The sequence below is a fragment of the Rhizobium etli CFN 42 genome (genome assembly GCF_000092045.1).
GTDB classification, from domain to species: Bacteria; Pseudomonadota; Alphaproteobacteria; order Rhizobiales; family Rhizobiaceae; genus Rhizobium; species Rhizobium etli.
This window is the reverse complement of the sequence record NC_007761.1, coordinates 2839432-2856405: the sequence shown is the minus strand read 5'-3', so window position 1 is coordinate 2856405 and position 16974 is coordinate 2839432. Positions and strand designations below refer to the sequence as shown.

Below are 16974 nucleotides of genomic sequence, written 5' to 3'. Positions count from 1 at the left end.
TGTGCACATGGAACTCGACCGGTACGGGCAGATGAAGCCGACAGGCCCGAAGACTTGGTTGCAGGGCCGTGATGAAGAATTTGCGCGAATTTGCCCGTTTTCGCCGATGGCCAGGGACGAGGATGAATTGGCAGCCGAATATTTTGCCGCTGCGAAAAACCGAGACCCTCTGCTGGGTCGTTACGAGGCTGCTTTTGTCGGCTATGTCGAGGAAGGGGAATACCGTTCGAACGGCAGCTCCGGCGGCATGGTTACTTGGGTGGCAGCGGAATTGCTGCGCCTGGGGCTTGTCGATGGTGTTGCTCACGTCAAGGAGAGCGATGATCCGCAATCGGAACGGCGCCTGTTTCATTATTCGCTGTCACGTGATCTGCAGGAACTTCAGGCGGGCGCCAAATCGCGATATTATCCAGTCGAGCTTTCCGGAGTGCTTCAGTCCATTCGCGAGGCGCCCGGCCGGTACGCCGTGGTTGGCATTCCTTGTTTCATCAAGGCGGTGCGACTGGCCTGTGCCGATGATCCAGTATTGAAGAAGCGAATTGCCTTCACGCTTGGGCTGTTTTGCGGCCATATGAAAAGCGCGCGCATGGCCGAGAGCTTCGCATGGCAAATGGGGCAGGACATCCGGAAGGTTAAACGGCTCGACTACAGGAAGAAGGCCCAGGATCGGCCTGCGAATTGGTATCGGGCTGAGCTGACACTCGAAAACGGAGAGACGTGCGCCCAAGACTGGTGGCATCTGGTCGATGGTGACTGGGGTGCGGGCTTTTTCCAGAATTCCGCCTGCAATTTCTGCGACGACGTCGTTGCAGAAACGGCCGATATCGCATTCGGGGATGCCTGGAAGGAGCCCTACTCCTCTGATGGAAGAGGAACGAACGTGGTGATCGTCCGCTCAAAAGCACTTCTAGATGTGATCCAGGCGGGAAACGCCGAGAAGAGGATCGCACTGTCTTCTGTGGATTCCGACTTTGTTGTAGCCACCCAAGCCGCCGGATTCCGTCAGCGTCGCGAGGGCCTCGCGTTCCGGTTGACCTGGCCTCATATGCGTATGCGCCCGCGCAAACGTGTCCGTGCCGGTCGCCATGGCCTGTCTCGGCGGCGCATGGCGCTCTACATCATGCGCTATTGGATCAGCTTCTGGAGTCACCGCGCCTTTGCAATCGCCGATTTCTTGCACAGCCCCAGACTTTACATTCTGTGGGCTCGTGCTGCCTTGGCATGCTATCAGGGAGTCGCTTATTCCCGGGGGCCGATTGGCCGGATAGCACAGAGCCTGGGTCTAGCCGGTTCCGAGGGACGCACGTGATTCAAGCCCCAGCAGACGGGCAGCTGACTTGGCAACGCGTGACGCATATCCGCTATCCCTGCGCGGTGCATAACGTTCGACCATTTCCTCGCAGAACCCTCCGAATTCTTCGGGCACCAGGGGTGCACTGGTATGGTGCGGCGCGATACCTCTATGCTCCGGCGTGAAGCAGAATGTCACCGTTACGTCGAAGTCTTCGAGGGCACGCATCTGCCGGTCGAACCAATCGAGGGCGTTGGGCCGGAATCGGTCCGCCCAGGAAAGCCCGGTGCGCACAGATTTCACGCCCAGCCGCCTCATCCAGGCAGCGGCCTCATCCAGCCGCGGGTCTTCGAAGTGGAACCACTGCACCAGCCCGAAATCCGGCGTGTGTTTGGCAAACTCCTCAAGCGCCGGTTTGGGCGTTCCGTCTTCGCGCAGAAGGCCCATATAGTAGTGCCTATAGTAGGAGGAGCCTTCGGCTTCGCGATGACGCGTTGTTGCCTCCCATGATCGGGGGAGGTCGTAGAGGCTGTACCACTGGCAACGCTGGACTCTGCCCTTGAGCAACTCGGCCGTACGTCGCAGACCCCACAATTGTACTTCCTCGGCGCCGAAGGTCGAGACGCCCACTTCGCTGACCCAGATCGGCAGATCGGTGACAGCGCGGATTTCATTGATTTTCTCCGGCCACTCATGAATTTGCCAGAGGTTCCAGTCGAGCGGGAAGCCATGCAGGGCGACGGCGTCGAGGTGATCGAGCACGCCGTAATTCTTCATGCGGCTGATGAAGAAGGGGTCGATTGGAGATATTCCGCCGAGCACCTTCGTCAGTTCCGGATTCTTGGCTGCGATGGCATCGGCCGCCAGGATTGCCATTTGCGCAAACAGGCTCCATTCAGGATCGATCTCCGGATCCCAGTGCGATTTGTTGTTCGGCTCGTTCCAGATCATCGTAGCTTCGATCATTTGACTTCCCCGGGTAGGATCTAACGAACGGCTTATAGGGTCACTTCGTTGAGCGTCATCACTTTTGCACCCCAGTCGCCGATCACAACTGTCGTGACGGAAGCGGGTGCAATATCAAATCTGGGCCAAGCGTCGATTGGAAGTCCCAGAACATGACTCACAGCCGCCTTGATGAGATCGGCATGAGACACAAGGGCTATTCGCCTGTCGTTGCCGACGCTGGTCAAAGTCTCCATCAGGCCGAAGATCCGTGTCTGGACGTCCAGCATCGTCTCGCCTCCTGGCGTGCGGGTGAGGCTGCGTGAGATATTCCAGCGGCGCCACAGCGGATCGTCATTGAGAACTTCGAACGTCTTGCCGGACCAGTTGCCGAAATTCACCTCGTCCAAGGCTTCGTCTGTTTGCGGCAGAGACAGGCCACAGGCTGTTGCTATACCCACTGCCGTCTCGCGTGTTCGTTCGCGCGGGCTGGTGTAGATCGCATTGATGTCCTCGCGTCGCAGCCGCTGTCCGAGCCGCTGAACTTGCAAGCGGCCGGCATCGCCAAGCGAAATTCCAGCTGTACGGCCCGCCAGGAAATTCCCGACATTATCATGCGCGGCGTGACGTATCAGGAAGAACGTTGCCGTCATTCCGCGGCTCCGCGCAGAACATCCTCCTGGTCATCGATGAAATTTTGCGTTCGACGGCGGGCCTCGTGATCGGTGAATTGTTGCGGCGGCGATTTCATGAAATAGCTCGACGGCCCTGTCAGGGCTCCGCCCAGACCTCGGTCGAGCGCCAGTTTGGCGCACCGTATTGCATCGATGACCACGCCGGCGGAATTGGGGGAATCCCACACCTCAAGCTTCAGCTCGGCATTGAGCGGCACACCCCCGAAGGTGGTGCCCTCGAGACGGATATAAGCCCATTTCCGATCGGTGAGCCATGGGACATGGTCACTTGGGCCGACATGGACATCGTCAGCCGGAAGCGGAATATCCAATTGGCTGGTGACCGACTGGGTCTTGGAGATCTTCTTTGATTCCAGCCGCTCGCGCTCGAGCATATTGAGAAAATCGGTGTTTCCGCCGAAATTCAGCTGATAGGTGCGATCCACTCGGACGCCTCGTTCGCGGAAGAGATTGACGAGCATTCTGTGGACGATCGTTGCCCCCACCTGGCTCTTGATATCGTCGCCGATGAGCGGCAGCTTGCGGGCAGCAAACTTCTGCCGCCATTCCGGTTTGGAGGCTATGAATACCGGAATGCAATTGATAAAGGCGCAACCTGCCGCGAGGGCCTGTTCGGCGTACCATTTCGTTGCTTCTTCCGAGCCGACTGGAAGATAGGAAACCAGCACTTCCGTCCGGGTTTGCCTAAGAATTTCCGCCACATCAACTGAAGGCTCCGTCGATTCCTCGATCCGATCTTTAAGATACTTGCCTATCCCATCCATCGTCCTGCCGCGTTTGACCTCGACCCCAGTCGGAGCGACGTCTGCGAAACGTTGGGTGTTGTTCGGCTCGGCGTAGATCGCTTTCGCGACATCATGCCCAACCTTTGAAGCCGCGACATCGAATGCGGAAGATATCTCAATATGATGCACGTGATATCCGCCAAGATCGATGTGCATGAGGCCTGGAACCGGCTCGTTTTCTCGGGCGTTATTATAGTAGGTAAGTCCTTGAACCAATGACGAGGCGCAATTGCCAACTCCCACCAATCCAACGCGAATGGATTTCGAACGCATGGCTCCCTCCAGGGGCTGCTTGCTGCGGCATCTACAAAGCTAACCAGCGGGAACCGCAGCGGTTCCCGCTTTTCTGTTTTTTTGATCAGGTCTGACGATCTCCAATCAGTTCGGGCAGGCATTGCGGCAGGAAGGAGGACTGGGTGCTTGTCTATGGCGATGTCGAGCACATCGAGAGGGCGGCAGCAGTACGTGCATCGATTTCAAGACTGATGACTGCGTGCATCGAAATGCAGCCAAGCCGGCGGCGCCACGAAAGCCTGGTTCGAGCCTTCATGCTGACTGGAGAACTGGTGCAAGGATTGGCCGACCAGGAATTCGCAAGCAAAAGGGCGGACGATCTGTCCGAGCTTCAGGACGCAGGCGCCAAACTTCTGCTCATGCAATCACGCGCGATCATGCAATCTTGGCAAAGCGGATTTGCCGGCATTTTGTCCTTTCCGGAGGATTGGGCATCCAAGCTCGATCTTTTGGACAGCACCGATCCGGTGCGAATGAAGCGCGCTGAGGGCTATGCATTTTATGCCTTGTATCCCGAGAGCTATATCGAAGCTGCTTCGGTCTCAAATCTAACGCCTAAAACGGTCGTCATAGGGATACGCAGCATCGGGACCGGGCTCGCGGCCCTGGTTTCCTCAGCCTTGGGTGCCGAGCCCGCCTATTCGCTGCGCCCGACCGGCCATCCCTTCGAACGGCGCGTACGCGTCACACCGGCTCTTTCCGAGCGCATTCTCGCCGACCGTGACACCGATTTCGCCATCGTCGATGAGGGGCCGGGGCTATCGGGGAGCTCGTTCGGCTGTGTTGCGGACTGGTTGCAGGCGAACGGCGTCGCGTCTGGCCGGCTTCATTTTTTCCCGAGCCACGCGGGTGAAGCGGGCCCGCATGCAAGCGAGCCGCATCGAACCCGGTGGCGAGATCGGCCACGCCATGTCGTCAGCTTCGACGATCTTACCCTGAAGGCCCAAGACCCAAAACATCGTCTGCAGACATGGGCCGCCGATGTTGTCGCAGTTGCCCCTTCGTCATGGCGCGACCTGTCCGGTGGCGCATGGCGCGATGTTCGGTATCGCGATCCTTCGCATTGGCCGCCGAGCTATATGCAGATGGAAAAACGCAAATTCCTGATGGAAGCCGAAGGAGCGGCTTGGCATGTCAAGTTTGCCGGGCTTTGCGGGAGCCACGTGGACAAGGCCAGAAGAGGCTCTTTGCTGAGCGAAGCCGGATTTATTCCGAAGATTGCCGGCACCTGTTACGGATTTATTGTCGAGGAATGGCTGGATGGAACGCCCCTCGACCATAGCGGTGTAAGCAGGCGCGATATCGTGGATCACCTCGGGCGTTATCTCGGTTTTCGTGCCCGCCACCTCCCGGCACGAAACGGCGGCGCGTCGATCCACAAACTTTGTGAGATGGCTATTTTCAATATTACGGAAGCGGTAGGATCGGACACGGCAGAAAAATTGAGGTGTGTGATGGGCGCGCCCGAGCGCCTAGCCGGGCGATTGCGACGGGTCGATACGGACAACCGGCTTCACCCATGGGAATGGCTGACGACCACCGCCGGGCGCATCATGAAGACGGATGCGCTCGACCACAATGCGGCCCACGATCTGATCGGGTGCCAGGACATTGCCTGGGACGTCGTGGGTGCCTGCGTGGAGTTCGAACTCTCGAGCAAGGAGCGTGATTGTCTTGCCGATCTCGTCGGGCGGGAAGCGGACTGCGATCTGCGCGACGATGTGCTCAAGTTTTTTGAGGCCTGTTATCTCGGTTTTCAGATAGGTCTGTGGTCGCAGGCCAGGGCCAGCGTCGATGGCGCCGAGAGGGAGCGGATTGAAAGCACCATCAAACGTTACCTGGACCGCCTGCCGCAATTGGTCGGACCCTGACTGCGGAAGCGGCCTGGATCCGAAGTCTTTCAGCAAAGTGACGGAGGCGGTTCCGCCATCGGATGACGGCTTCCATGTTCCACCAAATAAACTTCCCGTTCCGGATTAGCACGAATGACGAACCCGGCGCTTCTCAGCATCGCCTCGACCGCCGCCTTGTTCGGAATGAACCAATTTGTGGGGTCGCCAGCGTAACGTCCTTCCATGAAATACACCTTGGGAAAGCCGCGCTGCTCAAATATCGTCGTGTTGAAGAAGTCATAATTTTCGCTGAGTGCCGCGACTTCCTCTTCACCCCGCTGCATGCATTGAAACAGCATCTGGCCGCCGACGACATGCTCATGCAGAAGGTCAAGTGCCAGCAGCGGATGCCGCAGGTGATAAAGGACGCCCATGAAAAGGACCAGGTCGAATCTCTCCTTGAGCTTTTCCACCTCGTAGACCGACATCAGCTTGAACTCGATGTCCTCACCTGTCTGTCTGGCCGCGAACTCGGCTTGCCTGAGATAATGCGGGTCGGAATCGATTCCGACGACCCGTCCGGCATTTCTTTTCTTCATTTCAAGCGAATAGAAGCCGGCATTGCAGCCGACGTCGAGAACGCTGCATCCCCGGAGGTCTTCAGGTACAACCTGCTGAAAATGGGCCCATTTGAAGGACGGATAGTCACCAAGGAAATGATCCGGCGCGGTCTGAACGCCTTTAATTCGCAGGTTGTGAAACCACGGCCTCAGGGCTGCGATGTCGCTTTCCAGTCGAGCCTTCTCGTTCATTCCGTACTCCGATCCGCAGCGTCGATCATTCCTTCGATTGCGCCCCCGATATGTGTGTCCGGTTACGTTTGAATTTTCTGATTGCCGACCGTATCTGCTCGACGGACCGGGGGCCGATCCCCGCGAGCTTGAGGAGTTCGGCGTTCTTCATGTCTGCCAATTGGCTCATTCGGTGAACTCCACTTCTGGCGAGCGAACGGGCTATCCATCCAGGGAGACAGGTGGTCAATAAGGGATCTTCGGTATCTCCCCCTCCAATCTTCGTCCGCTTTTGAGATACCTGCGGCATGTTCAGCTTTAGCCGGCTTCGTCAGATTGTGGTCGAACCCTCTTGATGGTTTTCGGTTCCCGCTGAAGAAGAAAAACCCGCCAATTGTGTGCGAGATTGTCTTTCTCGGTCCGCACAAGGACCTCTAGACAGTGAACCTAATCATGAGAATCGTTCGACGGATTGGTGTTGGGCGGCATATCTTCCGGGCGGATGATGCGCGAGTTACCGGTGTCGGGCGCCGGCTCCACCATCTCGGTGTCGCCGACGGGAGGAGGCCTGAGTTCGCCGTTGCAGTCGCTCAGCTTCTCGGAGAGATCTCGGTGATCATCCGCTGAACCGCGGCCTTGGTTTGGCTGTGACGGGGCGACGCATTTGTCAGGCGGCGCCTGCGCGCTCGCCTGGAGCGGTAGGGGAAGGATCGCCACGGCGAGCGACAGCGCGCTCAGGAGTCGTCTGAACTTCGGGGCTGTGGTCGGCATGCCTGAAACCTGCGTTTGGAGTTTATCCAAATTTCATCTCAGTCCTTCTTTCGAGTTAGGCGTCCGCCAAAATCTTTAGGGGCCGGCCGCAGGGGCAATCTGCATCTGCACAGGCTGAAACTTGTCCGGCAGTCCGGAAAGTGGTTCCTGGCCGGTCAAGCGCTCGTCGGCCGAGGCCTGATGTCCCTGGGTTTGGGCGGTGGAATTCGTCGTTTCCGTTCCAATGCCGGGGTTCGAATCGAAAGTCCGCGCCGTTTTCGAATTCGTCGAGCCTTGCGGTTTCCCTGAAAGCTGGTCCGTGCCAATTGGCTGCGGCGTGACTTTGCCGTCGGATGAAGCGACGCGCCAAACGGTATTGCCGGCATCATCGGCAACAAGCAGCGCTCCCGTCCCATCGATCGCGACTCCGACCGGCCTCCCCTTTGCCTGATCGCCCCGGATAAAGCCTGTGACGACATCCTGCGCCTTGCCAGATGGCTTGCCATTCTGGAACGGTACGAAGATAACTTTGTAACCATTGAAGCTATTCCGGTTCCAGCTGCCGTGCTCGCCGATGAAGGCGCCGTTGGCGTATGCGGCCGGCAGCGCGGAATTCATCGAGAAGGTCAATCCGAGCGCGGCAACATGGCTGGACAGGGCGTAGTCCGGTGGGATTGCCTTTTCGACCATGTCGGTTCGTGGCGGGTGAACGCGAGCGTCGACGTGCTTGCCGTAGTAGCTCCACGGCCAGCCGTAGAAGGCGCCGTCCTCCACAGAGGTCATGTAGTCGGGAACGAGGTTTGGGCCGAGCTCGTCACGCTCATTGACGACAGTCCAGAGCGCACCCGTTTCGGGGTTGAAGGCGAGACCGTTCGGGTTGCGCAGACCGGAGGCGAAAACGCGGGCGGCACCGGTCTGCCGGTCGACTTGCCAGACCGCTGCACGGCCTTTTTCTGCTTCGAGCCCGTTCTCAACAATGTTGGAATTCGATCCGACCGAGACATAGAGTGTCTGGCCGTCGGGGCTGAGGGCGAGATCTTTTGTCCAATGATGATTGATCGGGCCGCCGGGAAGCGGCGTCAGTATTTTCGGCTGCGCGGCGACCTCGTTCCGGCCAAGTTCGTAAGGGTAGGCAAGGATGGCGCTCGTCGTGGCGACGTAAAGCGTATTGTCTATCCAGGCAAGGCCGAAGGGAGAATCGAGCTCCTTCAGCAGGTCATGGCGTTCATCGACGGTGCCGTCGCGATTGGTGTCCCGCAGCAGGGTAATGATATTGCTCTCTTTCTGTTCACCGCTGCCGCCGTGGGCAATCGACATGATCCAGCCGCGGATGAGATCCTTCGGCCGCGACGTCGGTTCGCCGGTTGGGCCGCGGGACTGGACGACGAGCACGTCGCCATTTGGCAGGGTATGGACCGTGCGTGGATTGGCGAGGCCCTTCGCATAGGCACTGACCTTCAAGCCGTCGGGAACGGCAGGCGTCTCTCCTTCCTTCCAGCCGACCACTTCGGCGACCTTCAGATCAGATATCAGGGAGGAAGATGGCTCAGGCAGAACCGGATTCGGGCCGATCTGCTGCGACAGATCGAATTCGGCCTCCTGCGCCGACGCGCCGAATCCGAAGAAAAGCAATAGAACCGACGTGCCGAGAATGAGAGATCTCATCATCATATCCTCCACGCCAATCTGGCATACTTGCGGGCGGAAACAGCGGCTGCCACCAGGCAAAGCGCTGATGTAACGGCCGAGAGCGTCAGTCCATAAGGAACCACGGCAGTCCATCCGTCGCCGGCATGGACAAGGCTGTTCAGGAAAGCAAGGGCGAGGATGATCAGGTATAGAAGCACAGACGGGAAAGCCGCCCGCAACGCACGGGTGCGGGGCCGCACGAGATCAATCAAGCCAGCCAGGATCGCAATCACGCCGAGCACCAGGCCGGCGCACAACAGCCAGGCGGAGAAGTTCTGCCACATGAGGTTGTTGCTCTGCCAGAAGGCGATATCGGTCGCGAGCGCAAGCGTGAAGCAGACGAAAGGGAACGGGACGAAGAGCGACTGTATCGGATAGGCGGTCGCGTCTCGATCGTTGGGGGAAAGTACAGCCATGGCATGCTCCGAGCGGCAAGAGCGCAGATATGCGATTCAACCGTGGAGGCAGCGGATGGTTCCGTTACAGCGGTTTGTCGATCGCCTCTTCGGCGGAATCGTGGAATTGCGGCCACCTTTCGCGTTGCGCTACCGGAATGACAATGTGGGGGGCACTACCCTCTGTCGCTGATCCCTGCGACAGGCAGAGGAATGAAGGAGGGGGCGGCGTTTTCGCCTAAGCGCGACGGCGCCAAGACTGCCGCTGACATGGGGGGCAAGCTCCGACCTTATCGTTGCGCACTCACAATGAGCCAGCGGGTCGGCTTGCCGTCATATCCGCCGCCGTTGCTTTCCTCTACAGCGAGGTTGCGCCAGCCGCCCGCCGTCAAAAGCGCCGACAGCCAATCGGCGGATGGATAGTTGTAATAGCGCCCGAAGCCATCATGCCCTTCGGCTTCTCCCGACTTGAAGCTTGCGTGGAGGATGCCGCCGGTTCTGAGCGCGCGGTGAATACGGGCGAAGATCTCGGGCAGGGTCGACCTCGCGACATGAAGGAGGCTCGCTTCGGCCCAGACGCCGTCGAACGCGGCCTCGGCGTTGAGATCCTCAAACAGCATCACCATGACCTTCCTGCCGATTCGCGCCTCGGCCTGTGCCGCGAGTTCGGGTGAGCCGTCGGTTGGCGTCACGTCGAAACCTTGAGAGAGCATGTAGGCGCTGTCCTGGCCGCCGCCGCAGCCAAGTTCGAGGATCGCGGCCCCCGGCGCAAGTCGGGCAAGAAAAGCGTCGAGTTTCTGTTTCGGCAGGCTGCGCGCGCGGTTGGCATATATTTCTGCGTTGTTGTCGTAGAAGGCGGAGGTGCTGTCATGGGGCATGGGGGGCGGTCGGTCCGGATCGTCGGTTGGACTGAAGATGTCCTTCGGCAAGCCGGTCGGCGCCGATGATGTCGATGACGAGGATGCCGTTGGGTATTTCCCGGTAGAAGGCGATATGGAGGCGGCGCAGGCCGGCGCCAAGCGCGTCGCACTCGTCGCCCATGGCGGGTACGCGCGAAAGAAGTATGAAAATCCGGTCCCAGTCGAGAAGGTAGGCATCCGCCTGCGCTTCGCCGAAATGCAGATTGGCATATTCGTCGATGCCTGACAGTACGGCGTCGGTCGTCCGGGTCAGCCTATAGGTGGTTGTCACGCAGCTTCGCCTTCGATTCCAACAGGATATCGGGAATGCGCCGATCGCTGATACCGCTCTCCTCGGCCTGCCTCAGGATCTCGCGCAGTTCGTCGTCGTCGAGCTTGCGATGGTCCTGGTCCTTCACGATCAGCTCCGCCATGAATGCGTCGGCGCTGTCGTATCTGCCGCTTGCGACATGGCGCGAGATGTAATCCGCCAGACTATCCGGGAGCGAGATCGTCATTTTCGCCATTGAATTCGCTGCCGTCCGTGCGTGCCGGTTCAGCTGTCCCTGATGCCCGTTACCATTCCCCACCCTGTGATAGAAGCGTTGCCGCCCGCCGTCGAGCGCTTGGGTCACATGATGGTCAGTCTTCTTATCGCTGTAGACGGCACGTTCGAGATCCTTGAAGCGGGTGTCGCAAGTCAGGATGTCGGCATCGTGGCGCTCGCGGTCGCGTAAATGATCGCATCGGCGTCGGCGAGTTCGAGAACTGCCGTCAGCCCGGCTTCTTTGAAGGCGAGGCAGAGAGCGGCGCCCAACATGTCAGTGTTGGCGCCGCCCTTCGCGTGAAAGGTCTGAAGTTCAGGCCGGGATGAGGCGGGTCCAGCCGTGCACATCGTTCGTTACGCCCTTCTGCAAGCTGACGAGCTGCTGGCGCAGTTCGCTGGTCAGCTTGCCGGTCTGGCCGTCTCCGACCAGAAACTCGCCGCCGGCATGCCGAACCAGGCCGATGCCCGCCAGGACCGCGGCAGTACCGCAAGCGAAGGCTTCGACGAGCTTGCCACTGGCGGCATCCTCTTGCCATTCCGCGAAGGAGTAGGGACGCTGCTCCACGCGAAAGCCCCGTTCCTCTGCGAGCACGATGACGGAAGCCCGGGTGATGCCCGGCAGGATCGTGCCGCCAAGGGGCGGGGTCACCATCGATCCATCATTCATCACGAAGAAGACGTTCATGCCGCCGAGTTCTTCGACCCAGCGATGCTCCGCGGCGTCGAGGAAGACGACCTGATCGCAACCCCTCTTCGACGCCTCGGCTTGCGCCACGAGGCTGGCTGCGTAGTTTCCGCCGCATTTTGCAGCGCCGGTGCCGCCGCTGGCTGCACGGGTGTATTCGGTTTCGACCCAAAGAGAGACGGCCTTCGCGCCGCCCTTGAAGTAGGCGCCGACCGGAGAGGCGATGACGCAGAAGACATATTCCTGAGCCGGACGAACGCCGAGGAATGCTTCGTTGGCGAACATGAAGGGGCGAAGGTAGAGGCTGGCGTCGCCCGAGGGAATCCAGCCCTTGTCGACACGGACCAGTGCTTCGACCGCCTTCAGGAAGAGTTCTTCGGGCACGGGAGGCATCGCCATGCGGGTCGCCGACTGCGCGAAGCGGCGTGCGTTCTCTTCAGGCCGAAAGAGCAGAATCCGGCCATCGTCCGCCTTGTAGGCTTTCATGCCTTCGAAGATTTCCTGAGCGTAGTGCAGGACGGCGCTCGCAGGATCGAGTTCCAAGGGGCGCCTGGGCGTAACCTTCGCATCGTGCCAGCCCTTGTCGGCCGTCCATCGTGCCAGGACCATGTGATCGGTGAAGAGCTTGCCGAAGCCGGGCGCCTCCAGTGCCTGGAGACGTTCGGCGTCCGAGACGGGAGATTTGTGGAGTTCGATTTTGATTTCCGGAGAGGCCGACGTCACGGTCATTGCTGGCACCTTGATATTAAATTGAATAGTGGCGGCGACACTACCGCCGCCGAGCCGGTTTTGGAAAGGTCTGAAGCAGCCGGTTTCGGCTTGATCAGAGGAATAATCGCTTGATGTGGCAGACGTCGAGCAACAAATTCGGAGTCGAGCGCCTTCGATCGGGGATAGCGTCACCATCAAGTGAACCGCGACATCAGCAGTACCCGAAAGGAATTCGGTCGGGAAATCTCACTCTTATCGGGAATGACGTTCGCGAATTTGCCAAGGCCTCGGAAATAAGATCTCCGACTTGTCACCATCACAAGAAAATAGGTCAGTATTATTGACATAATTTCCGCCCCATGGTTTGTCGGCGGCATAGAAAATACGAGGAAACCTCCATGCTGAATTGGGACACCATGTTTGCGTCGCGCTCGTCGCGCATGCGCGCATCCGAAATCCGCGAGCTCCTGAAGCTTCTCGACCAGCCCGACATCATTTCCTTTGCCGGCGGCATTCCGGATCCGGCGCTGTTTCCGGCCGAGGAATTCCAGCGGGCCTATGCCGATATTTTCTCGGGTGCGGCCGTCAACTCGGCGCTGCAATATTCGGTCAGCGAAGGCTACAAACCGCTGCGCGAATGGCTGGCCGGGCAGATGGGTGCGCTCGGCATTCCCTGCGAGCTCGACAATGTCTTCATTGTCTCCGGCTCGCAGCAGGGGCTCGATTATCTCGGCAAGCTCTTCCTGTCGCCCAATGATACCGCGCTCGTGACCTGGCCGACCTATCTAGGCGCGCTGCAGGCCTTCAACGCCTATGAACCGGCCTACGACCAACTGACGCCGAACGGCAACCGGACGCCCGAGTCCTACCGCGCCGCGGCCGCGGCCGCCGGCGGTAAGGTGAAATTCGCCTATCTCTCCGCCGATTTCTCCAATCCGACCGGCGAAACCGTCGATCTCGCCGGCCGCAAGCGGGTGCTGGCGCTTGCCGAAGAGCTCGACATTGCCGTGATCGAGGATGCGGCCTACCAGTCGCTGCGTTATGACGGCGAGCCGATCCCGCCGATCCTGGCGCTAGAGATCGCCGAAAAAGGCCATATCAACGATACGCGTACGATCTATTGCGGCAGCTTCTCCAAGACGCTGGCGCCCGGCCTTCGCGTCGGCTTCATCGTCGCCAATGCGCCCGTCATCCGCAAGCTGGTGCTGATGAAGCAAGCGGCCGACCTGCATTCCTCGACGATCAACCAGATGGCGATATCAGATGTCGCCTTGCGCGGTTTCGACAAGCAGGTCACCAAGATCAAGGCTGCCTACAGCCAACGGCGCAACTGCATGCTGGCGGCGCTTGAGAAATACATGCCCAAGGGCACCGGTTGGACGAAGCCGGAAGGTGGCATGTTCATCTGGGTCACTCTGCCGGAGGGCATGGACGGCGCCAAGCTCTTGGCGAAATCGCTGGAAACCGCCAGGGTCGCCTTCGTCCCCGGCAAGGCCTTCTTCGCCGACGGCTCCGGCGCCAACACCTTCCGGGTCAGCTTCTCCTGCGCCAACGAGCAGATGATCGAGGATGGTATAGGCCGGTTGGGCAAGCTGATTTCGGCTGAGATCGGCGGGTGATTGCTTGAGAGCGGCTGCACGAACGCCCTCTCGTTCCTCATTCCTGCGTCCTCAGGGCTTTGCCCGAGGGATGTCACAGAAATCCAGCCACGGCGCGTCCGCGCCGTGATTGACTCTTACGCTGGATTCCTGTGACAGGCACAGGAATGAGCGAGGAGGGAGAAGTGCTTCCTGCGGTGCAAGTGCATCGTGACGCGTATCCTTCACCGTGCAAGGCCTCCGGCACTATTGCTGGAGATGAGGGCCGAAAAGTTCGAGATCGGCTTCGCTCAGCCGATCGCTGGCCGTGTTCAGCTGGTGCCAATAGGGATAGAGCACCGGCGGAAGGCTGACTGCGTCAAGGCGCTTGCGCTCTTCATCGGTCAGCGTCAGCTCGGCGGCAGCGATGTTGTCGCGGAACTGGGCTTCGGTGCGCCCGCCGATGATGACCGAGGTGACGGCTTTGCGTCCGATCAGCCAGGCAAGCGCCACTTGCGCGGCCGAAACGCCGCGCTCCTCACCGATCGCTACCAGCGTCTCGACGATGTTCCAGAGGCGGTTTTCATCGCGAATCGGCGGCTCGGTCCAGCCGGCGAACTGGCGCGTACCTTCGGGCGCGGCCTGGTTGCGGCGGTGTTTGCCGGAAAGCAGGCCGCCAGCGAGCGGGCTCCAGACCAGCACGCCGAGCCCCTGGTCGATCGAGATCGGCAGCAGTTCGTATTCAGCGTCGCGCGCTTCCAGCGTGTAATGGATCTGCTGGCTGACGAAGCGCTGGTAGCGGTGCTCGTTGGCGATGCCGAGCGCCTTCATGATGTGCCAGCCGGAATAGTTCGAGCAGCCGACATAACGCACCTTGCCCTGGCGGATCAGCGTGTCGAGCGCTTCCATCGTCTCTTCGAGCGGCGTCTGGCCGTCCCATTCATGCACTTGGTAGAGGTCGATGACGTCGGTCTTCAGGCGCTTCAGGCTCGCCTCGCATTCGCGGATCAGGTGGTAGCGCGACAGGCCGCGGTCATTCGGGCCGTCGCCCATGCCGAAACGGGCCTTGGTGGCGAGCAGCACGCCCTGCGGCCGCTTGCCGGCGAGCGCCTCGCCGATGATATTTTCGCATTCGCCTGAGGAATAGACGTTCGCGGTGTCGATCAGATTGATTCCGGCATCGATGCACATGTCGATCATCTTCTTCGCCTCGGAGACGCCGAGATCGCCGACCATCTTCGCCCAGCCGACGCCGCCGAAGGTCATCGTGCCCATGGTCAAAGTCGAAATTTTCAGGCCGGAACGGCCGAGCAGGCGATATTCCATTGAAACTCCTCCTTCATCGAAACCGGGTTGACGTACCCCAGCGCGGCCGAATGGCAATGGCGGCGTGTTCACGCCTGCGTGAGGTTAGGCAAGATAGCGGGTGCCGGCATTTCGGGCCGCGCGTGGCGGCGGCAGACGGATCGTACAATATGCCGCCGGCTTGTCGAACGAAAATCGTCGCAGCGGTGCGGGGAGGTGGCCTTGCCTCAGGCCTCGTCCTTGTCCCTGCTGTGAATGTTGTCGCGGATCGACGCGATCGTGTCCCGGATCTTGCCGACGGTCTCGGGGTCGAGGCCGACGGCCTTGCCGATGCAGTCGAACACATGGGTGGCGCGGCTTTTCAGTGCCAGTCCCTTCTTCGTCAGGCGCAACAGCACCTGGCGTTCGTCGGCGGGATTCCGGTTGCGGGTGACGAGGCCTATATTTTCCAGCCGCTTCAACAGCGGAGTGAGGGTGCTGGAGTCGAGGAAAAGCGTCTCGCCGAGATCCTTCACCGTGCGGTCGTCACGCGCCCACAGGGCGGTCATCGCCAGGAATTGCGGATAGGTGAGTTCCATTTCGTCGAGCAGGGGGCGGTAAAGCTGGTTGAAGGCATGGCTGGCCGAATAGATTGAAAAGCAAAGCATTTCATCAATCTGCGGCACGTCGGCGAGATCATTCGATGTGGTGTCTTTCATCACGCTCTCCTCTCTGTTGAGTATAATTTGTGCGCGATCTGTTTGCAAGCTATTGACGCGTGGGAAGAGATGGATTAGATAGATCGGGCACAAAGAAATCGTAGACAAAATAAATAATGAATTTGAGGGCCGGAAAGCACGTCAACTCCGCTTCGGCTCATGTGACATCCAACCGACGAAAGGAAAGACCAATGTTCAAGTTTGCTGCTGCCGTTGCCCTGGCGGGCGCTCTGTTCTCCGGTGCTGCCGTTGCCGAGACGGCCAAGCCGACCGTCGTCCTCGTCCATGGCGCCTTTGCCGATTCATCCAGCTGGAACGGCGTCGTCGAAATCCTGCGCAAGGACGGCTTCCCGGTCGTGGCGGCCGCCAATCCGCTGCGCAGCGTTGCCAATGATGCTGCCTATGTCTCCGACGTCGTCGGCAGCATCGCCGGCCCCGTAGTCCTCGTCGGCCATTCCTATGGCGGCCAGGTCATTTCGACAGCGGCCAATGGCCACGGCAACGTCAAATCGCTGGTCTATGTTGCTGCCTTCGCTCCTGAAGCCGGGGAATCGGTTGCCGATCTTGCCGGCAAGTTTCCCGGCGGCACGCTGAGCGGAGCCCTGGCGGCTCCGGTCAAGCTCAGCACCGGCGGTGTTGATCTCTATATCGACCAGGCGAAGTTCCATGACCAGTTCGCCAGCGACGTGCCGGCCGAACAGGCTGCGCTGATGGCGGCCGCCCAACGGCCGATCACCGAAGCGGCGCTCACCGAAAAATCCGGCGAGCCCGCCTGGGAGAAGCTGCCGTCCTGGTTCGTCTACGGCACCGGTGACAAGAACATCCCGGCCGCAGCCCTCGGCTTCATGGCCGAGCGGGCAGGGTCCAAGCGCACCGTCGTCGTCGATGGCGCCTCCCACGTCGTGATGGTGTCGCATCCTGTGAAGGTCGCCGAACTGATCGAAGAGGCCGCGAAGTAGCGTTCGATCCAAGGGCCGCGGCGCGAAAGTGCCGCGGCCCGAATGCCGGCAAGCGGGGGCCTGCCGCCGCCTGTCACATCTCTGTCAACGACCCCTAATAAGGGAGGGGTGACGCAATTCCGAGGA

General features: G+C 59.9%; 17 protein-coding genes. 4 read left to right on the top strand and 13 right to left on the bottom strand.

Translation table 11 applies throughout. The annotated features are described in order from the left end of the window. Positions 1–7 precede the first annotated feature (7 nt). Positions 8–1309 carry a Coenzyme F420 hydrogenase/dehydrogenase, beta subunit C-terminal domain gene (locus RHE_RS14040; protein ID WP_011425990.1) on the top strand — a complete coding sequence of 434 codons (1302 nt, stop codon included), beginning with the start codon at positions 8–10 and terminating at the stop codon, positions 1307–1309. Here the strand turns inward: RHE_RS14040 and RHE_RS14035 are convergent. The 3 genes from RHE_RS14035 to RHE_RS14025 are packed head-to-tail and all read right to left on the bottom strand — an operon-like array spanning position 1283 to position 3989. Then, positions 1283–2257, bottom strand: coding sequence for a beta-xylosidase (locus RHE_RS14035; RefSeq protein WP_011425989.1), 975 nt, complete (start codon positions 2255–2257; stop codon positions 1283–1285). The genes RHE_RS14040 and RHE_RS14035 overlap by 27 nt on opposite strands. Before the next feature lie 32 nt (positions 2258–2289). Then, positions 2290–2889, bottom strand: a complete 600-nt coding sequence (locus RHE_RS14030) for a histidine phosphatase family protein (RefSeq protein WP_011425988.1) — start codon at positions 2887–2889, stop codon at positions 2290–2292. Further along, positions 2886–3989, bottom strand: a complete 1104-nt coding sequence (locus RHE_RS14025) for an inositol-3-phosphate synthase (RefSeq protein WP_011425987.1) — start codon at positions 3987–3989, stop codon at positions 2886–2888. The genes RHE_RS14030 and RHE_RS14025 overlap by 4 nt, the downstream gene beginning before the upstream one ends. 143 nt (positions 3990–4132) lie before the next feature. Between RHE_RS14025 and RHE_RS14020 the strand changes: the two genes are divergently transcribed. After that, on the top strand, positions 4133–5881 hold the full coding sequence (locus tag RHE_RS14020; protein ID WP_042118725.1) for a hypothetical protein: 1749 nt from the start codon (positions 4133–4135) through the stop codon (positions 5879–5881). A gap of 29 nt (positions 5882–5910) precedes the next feature. Here RHE_RS14020 and RHE_RS14015 read toward each other — a convergent pair whose 3' ends face one another. From RHE_RS14015 to RHE_RS13980, 8 genes are all read right to left on the bottom strand, one after another. Next, positions 5911–6654: a TIGR04290 family methyltransferase gene (locus RHE_RS14015; protein ID WP_011425985.1), complete on the bottom strand. Its 744-nt coding sequence runs from the start codon at positions 6652–6654 to the stop codon at positions 5911–5913. 426 nt (positions 6655–7080) lie between these two features. After that, positions 7081–7404, bottom strand: a complete 324-nt coding sequence (locus tag RHE_RS14010; protein WP_011425984.1) for a hypothetical protein — start codon at positions 7402–7404, stop codon at positions 7081–7083. 75 nt (positions 7405–7479) lie between these two features. Next, the gene (locus tag RHE_RS14005; protein ID WP_042118722.1) at positions 7480–9051 is read right to left on the bottom strand and encodes a PQQ-dependent sugar dehydrogenase; all 1572 of its coding nucleotides are present in this window, start codon (positions 9049–9051) and stop codon (positions 7480–7482) included. Then, positions 9051–9488: a DUF2231 domain-containing protein gene (locus tag RHE_RS14000; RefSeq protein WP_011425982.1), complete on the bottom strand. Its 438-nt coding sequence runs from the start codon at positions 9486–9488 to the stop codon at positions 9051–9053. The genes RHE_RS14005 and RHE_RS14000 overlap by 1 nt, the downstream gene beginning before the upstream one ends. 269 nt (positions 9489–9757) lie before the next feature. Further along, positions 9758–10345, bottom strand: coding sequence for a class I SAM-dependent DNA methyltransferase (locus RHE_RS13995; protein WP_011425981.1), 588 nt, complete (start codon positions 10343–10345; stop codon positions 9758–9760). Further along, complete coding sequence (locus RHE_RS13990; protein ID WP_011425980.1) at positions 10335–10658, bottom strand: type II toxin-antitoxin system RelE/ParE family toxin; 324 nt, start codon at positions 10656–10658, stop codon at positions 10335–10337. Before RHE_RS13990 ends, RHE_RS13995 begins: the two co-directional genes overlap by 11 nt. Then, positions 10642–10893 carry a ribbon-helix-helix domain-containing protein gene (locus RHE_RS13985; protein ID WP_011425979.1) on the bottom strand — a complete coding sequence of 84 codons (252 nt, stop codon included), beginning with the start codon at positions 10891–10893 and terminating at the stop codon, positions 10642–10644. The genes RHE_RS13990 and RHE_RS13985 overlap by 17 nt, the downstream gene beginning before the upstream one ends. 333 nt (positions 10894–11226) lie before the next feature. Then, entirely contained in the window at positions 11227–12327 is a 1101-nt protein-coding gene (locus RHE_RS13980; RefSeq protein ID WP_011425978.1) for a branched-chain amino acid aminotransferase, read from the bottom strand. A 380-nt stretch (positions 12328–12707) separates the two neighbouring features. Between RHE_RS13980 and RHE_RS13975 the strand changes: the two genes are divergently transcribed. After that, entirely contained in the window at positions 12708–13928 is a 1221-nt protein-coding gene (locus tag RHE_RS13975) for an aminotransferase-like domain-containing protein (protein ID WP_011425977.1), read from the top strand. A 225-nt stretch (positions 13929–14153) separates the two neighbouring features. Here RHE_RS13975 and RHE_RS13970 read toward each other — a convergent pair whose 3' ends face one another. After that, on the bottom strand, positions 14154–15212 hold the full coding sequence (locus RHE_RS13970; protein ID WP_011425976.1) for an aldo/keto reductase: 1059 nt from the start codon (positions 15210–15212) through the stop codon (positions 14154–14156). 206 nt (positions 15213–15418) lie between these two features. Then, a complete protein-coding gene (locus RHE_RS13965) occupies positions 15419–15889 on the bottom strand; it encodes a MarR family winged helix-turn-helix transcriptional regulator (RefSeq protein ID WP_011425975.1) in 471 nt (156 codons plus the stop codon). A 191-nt stretch (positions 15890–16080) separates the two neighbouring features. On the opposite strand from RHE_RS13965, the gene RHE_RS13960 reads away from it, so the two are divergent. Next, positions 16081–16848 carry an alpha/beta fold hydrolase gene (locus RHE_RS13960; RefSeq protein WP_011425974.1) on the top strand — a complete coding sequence of 256 codons (768 nt, stop codon included), beginning with the start codon at positions 16081–16083 and terminating at the stop codon, positions 16846–16848. The last annotated feature ends 126 nt before the right edge of the window (positions 16849–16974 follow it).

What these genes read in the sequence shown, in the direction of transcription:
- RHE_RS14030 (WP_011425988.1), bottom strand. Translation starts at nt 2,889, where the DNA reads ATGACGGCAACGTTCTTCCTGATACGTCACGCCGCGCATGATAATGTC.
- RHE_RS13965 (WP_011425975.1), bottom strand. Translation starts at nt 15,889, where the DNA reads ATGAAAGACACCACATCGAATGATCTCGCCGACGTGCCGCAGATTGAT.
- RHE_RS14040 (WP_011425990.1), top strand. Translation starts at nt 8, where the DNA reads ATGGAACTCGACCGGTACGGGCAGATGAAGCCGACAGGCCCGAAGACT.
- RHE_RS13980 (WP_011425978.1), bottom strand. Translation starts at nt 12,327, where the DNA reads ATGACCGTGACGTCGGCCTCTCCGGAAATCAAAATCGAACTCCACAAA.
- RHE_RS14005 (WP_042118722.1), bottom strand. Translation starts at nt 9,051, where the DNA reads ATGATGAGATCTCTCATTCTCGGCACGTCGGTTCTATTGCTTTTCTTC.
- RHE_RS13995 (WP_011425981.1), bottom strand. Translation starts at nt 10,345, where the DNA reads ATGCCCCATGACAGCACCTCCGCCTTCTACGACAACAACGCAGAAATA.
- RHE_RS13960 (WP_011425974.1), top strand. Translation starts at nt 16,081, where the DNA reads ATGTTCAAGTTTGCTGCTGCCGTTGCCCTGGCGGGCGCTCTGTTCTCC.
- RHE_RS14010 (WP_011425984.1), bottom strand. Translation starts at nt 7,404, where the DNA reads ATGCCGACCACAGCCCCGAAGTTCAGACGACTCCTGAGCGCGCTGTCG.
- RHE_RS13975 (WP_011425977.1), top strand. Translation starts at nt 12,708, where the DNA reads ATGCTGAATTGGGACACCATGTTTGCGTCGCGCTCGTCGCGCATGCGC.
- RHE_RS13970 (WP_011425976.1), bottom strand. Translation starts at nt 15,212, where the DNA reads ATGGAATATCGCCTGCTCGGCCGTTCCGGCCTGAAAATTTCGACTTTG.
- RHE_RS14025 (WP_011425987.1), bottom strand. Translation starts at nt 3,989, where the DNA reads ATGCGTTCGAAATCCATTCGCGTTGGATTGGTGGGAGTTGGCAATTGC.
- RHE_RS14035 (WP_011425989.1), bottom strand. Translation starts at nt 2,257, where the DNA reads ATGATCGAAGCTACGATGATCTGGAACGAGCCGAACAACAAATCGCAC.
- RHE_RS13985 (WP_011425979.1), bottom strand. Translation starts at nt 10,893, where the DNA reads ATGGCGAAAATGACGATCTCGCTCCCGGATAGTCTGGCGGATTACATC.
- RHE_RS14000 (WP_011425982.1), bottom strand. Translation starts at nt 9,488, where the DNA reads ATGGCTGTACTTTCCCCCAACGATCGAGACGCGACCGCCTATCCGATA.
- RHE_RS14015 (WP_011425985.1), bottom strand. Translation starts at nt 6,654, where the DNA reads ATGAACGAGAAGGCTCGACTGGAAAGCGACATCGCAGCCCTGAGGCCG.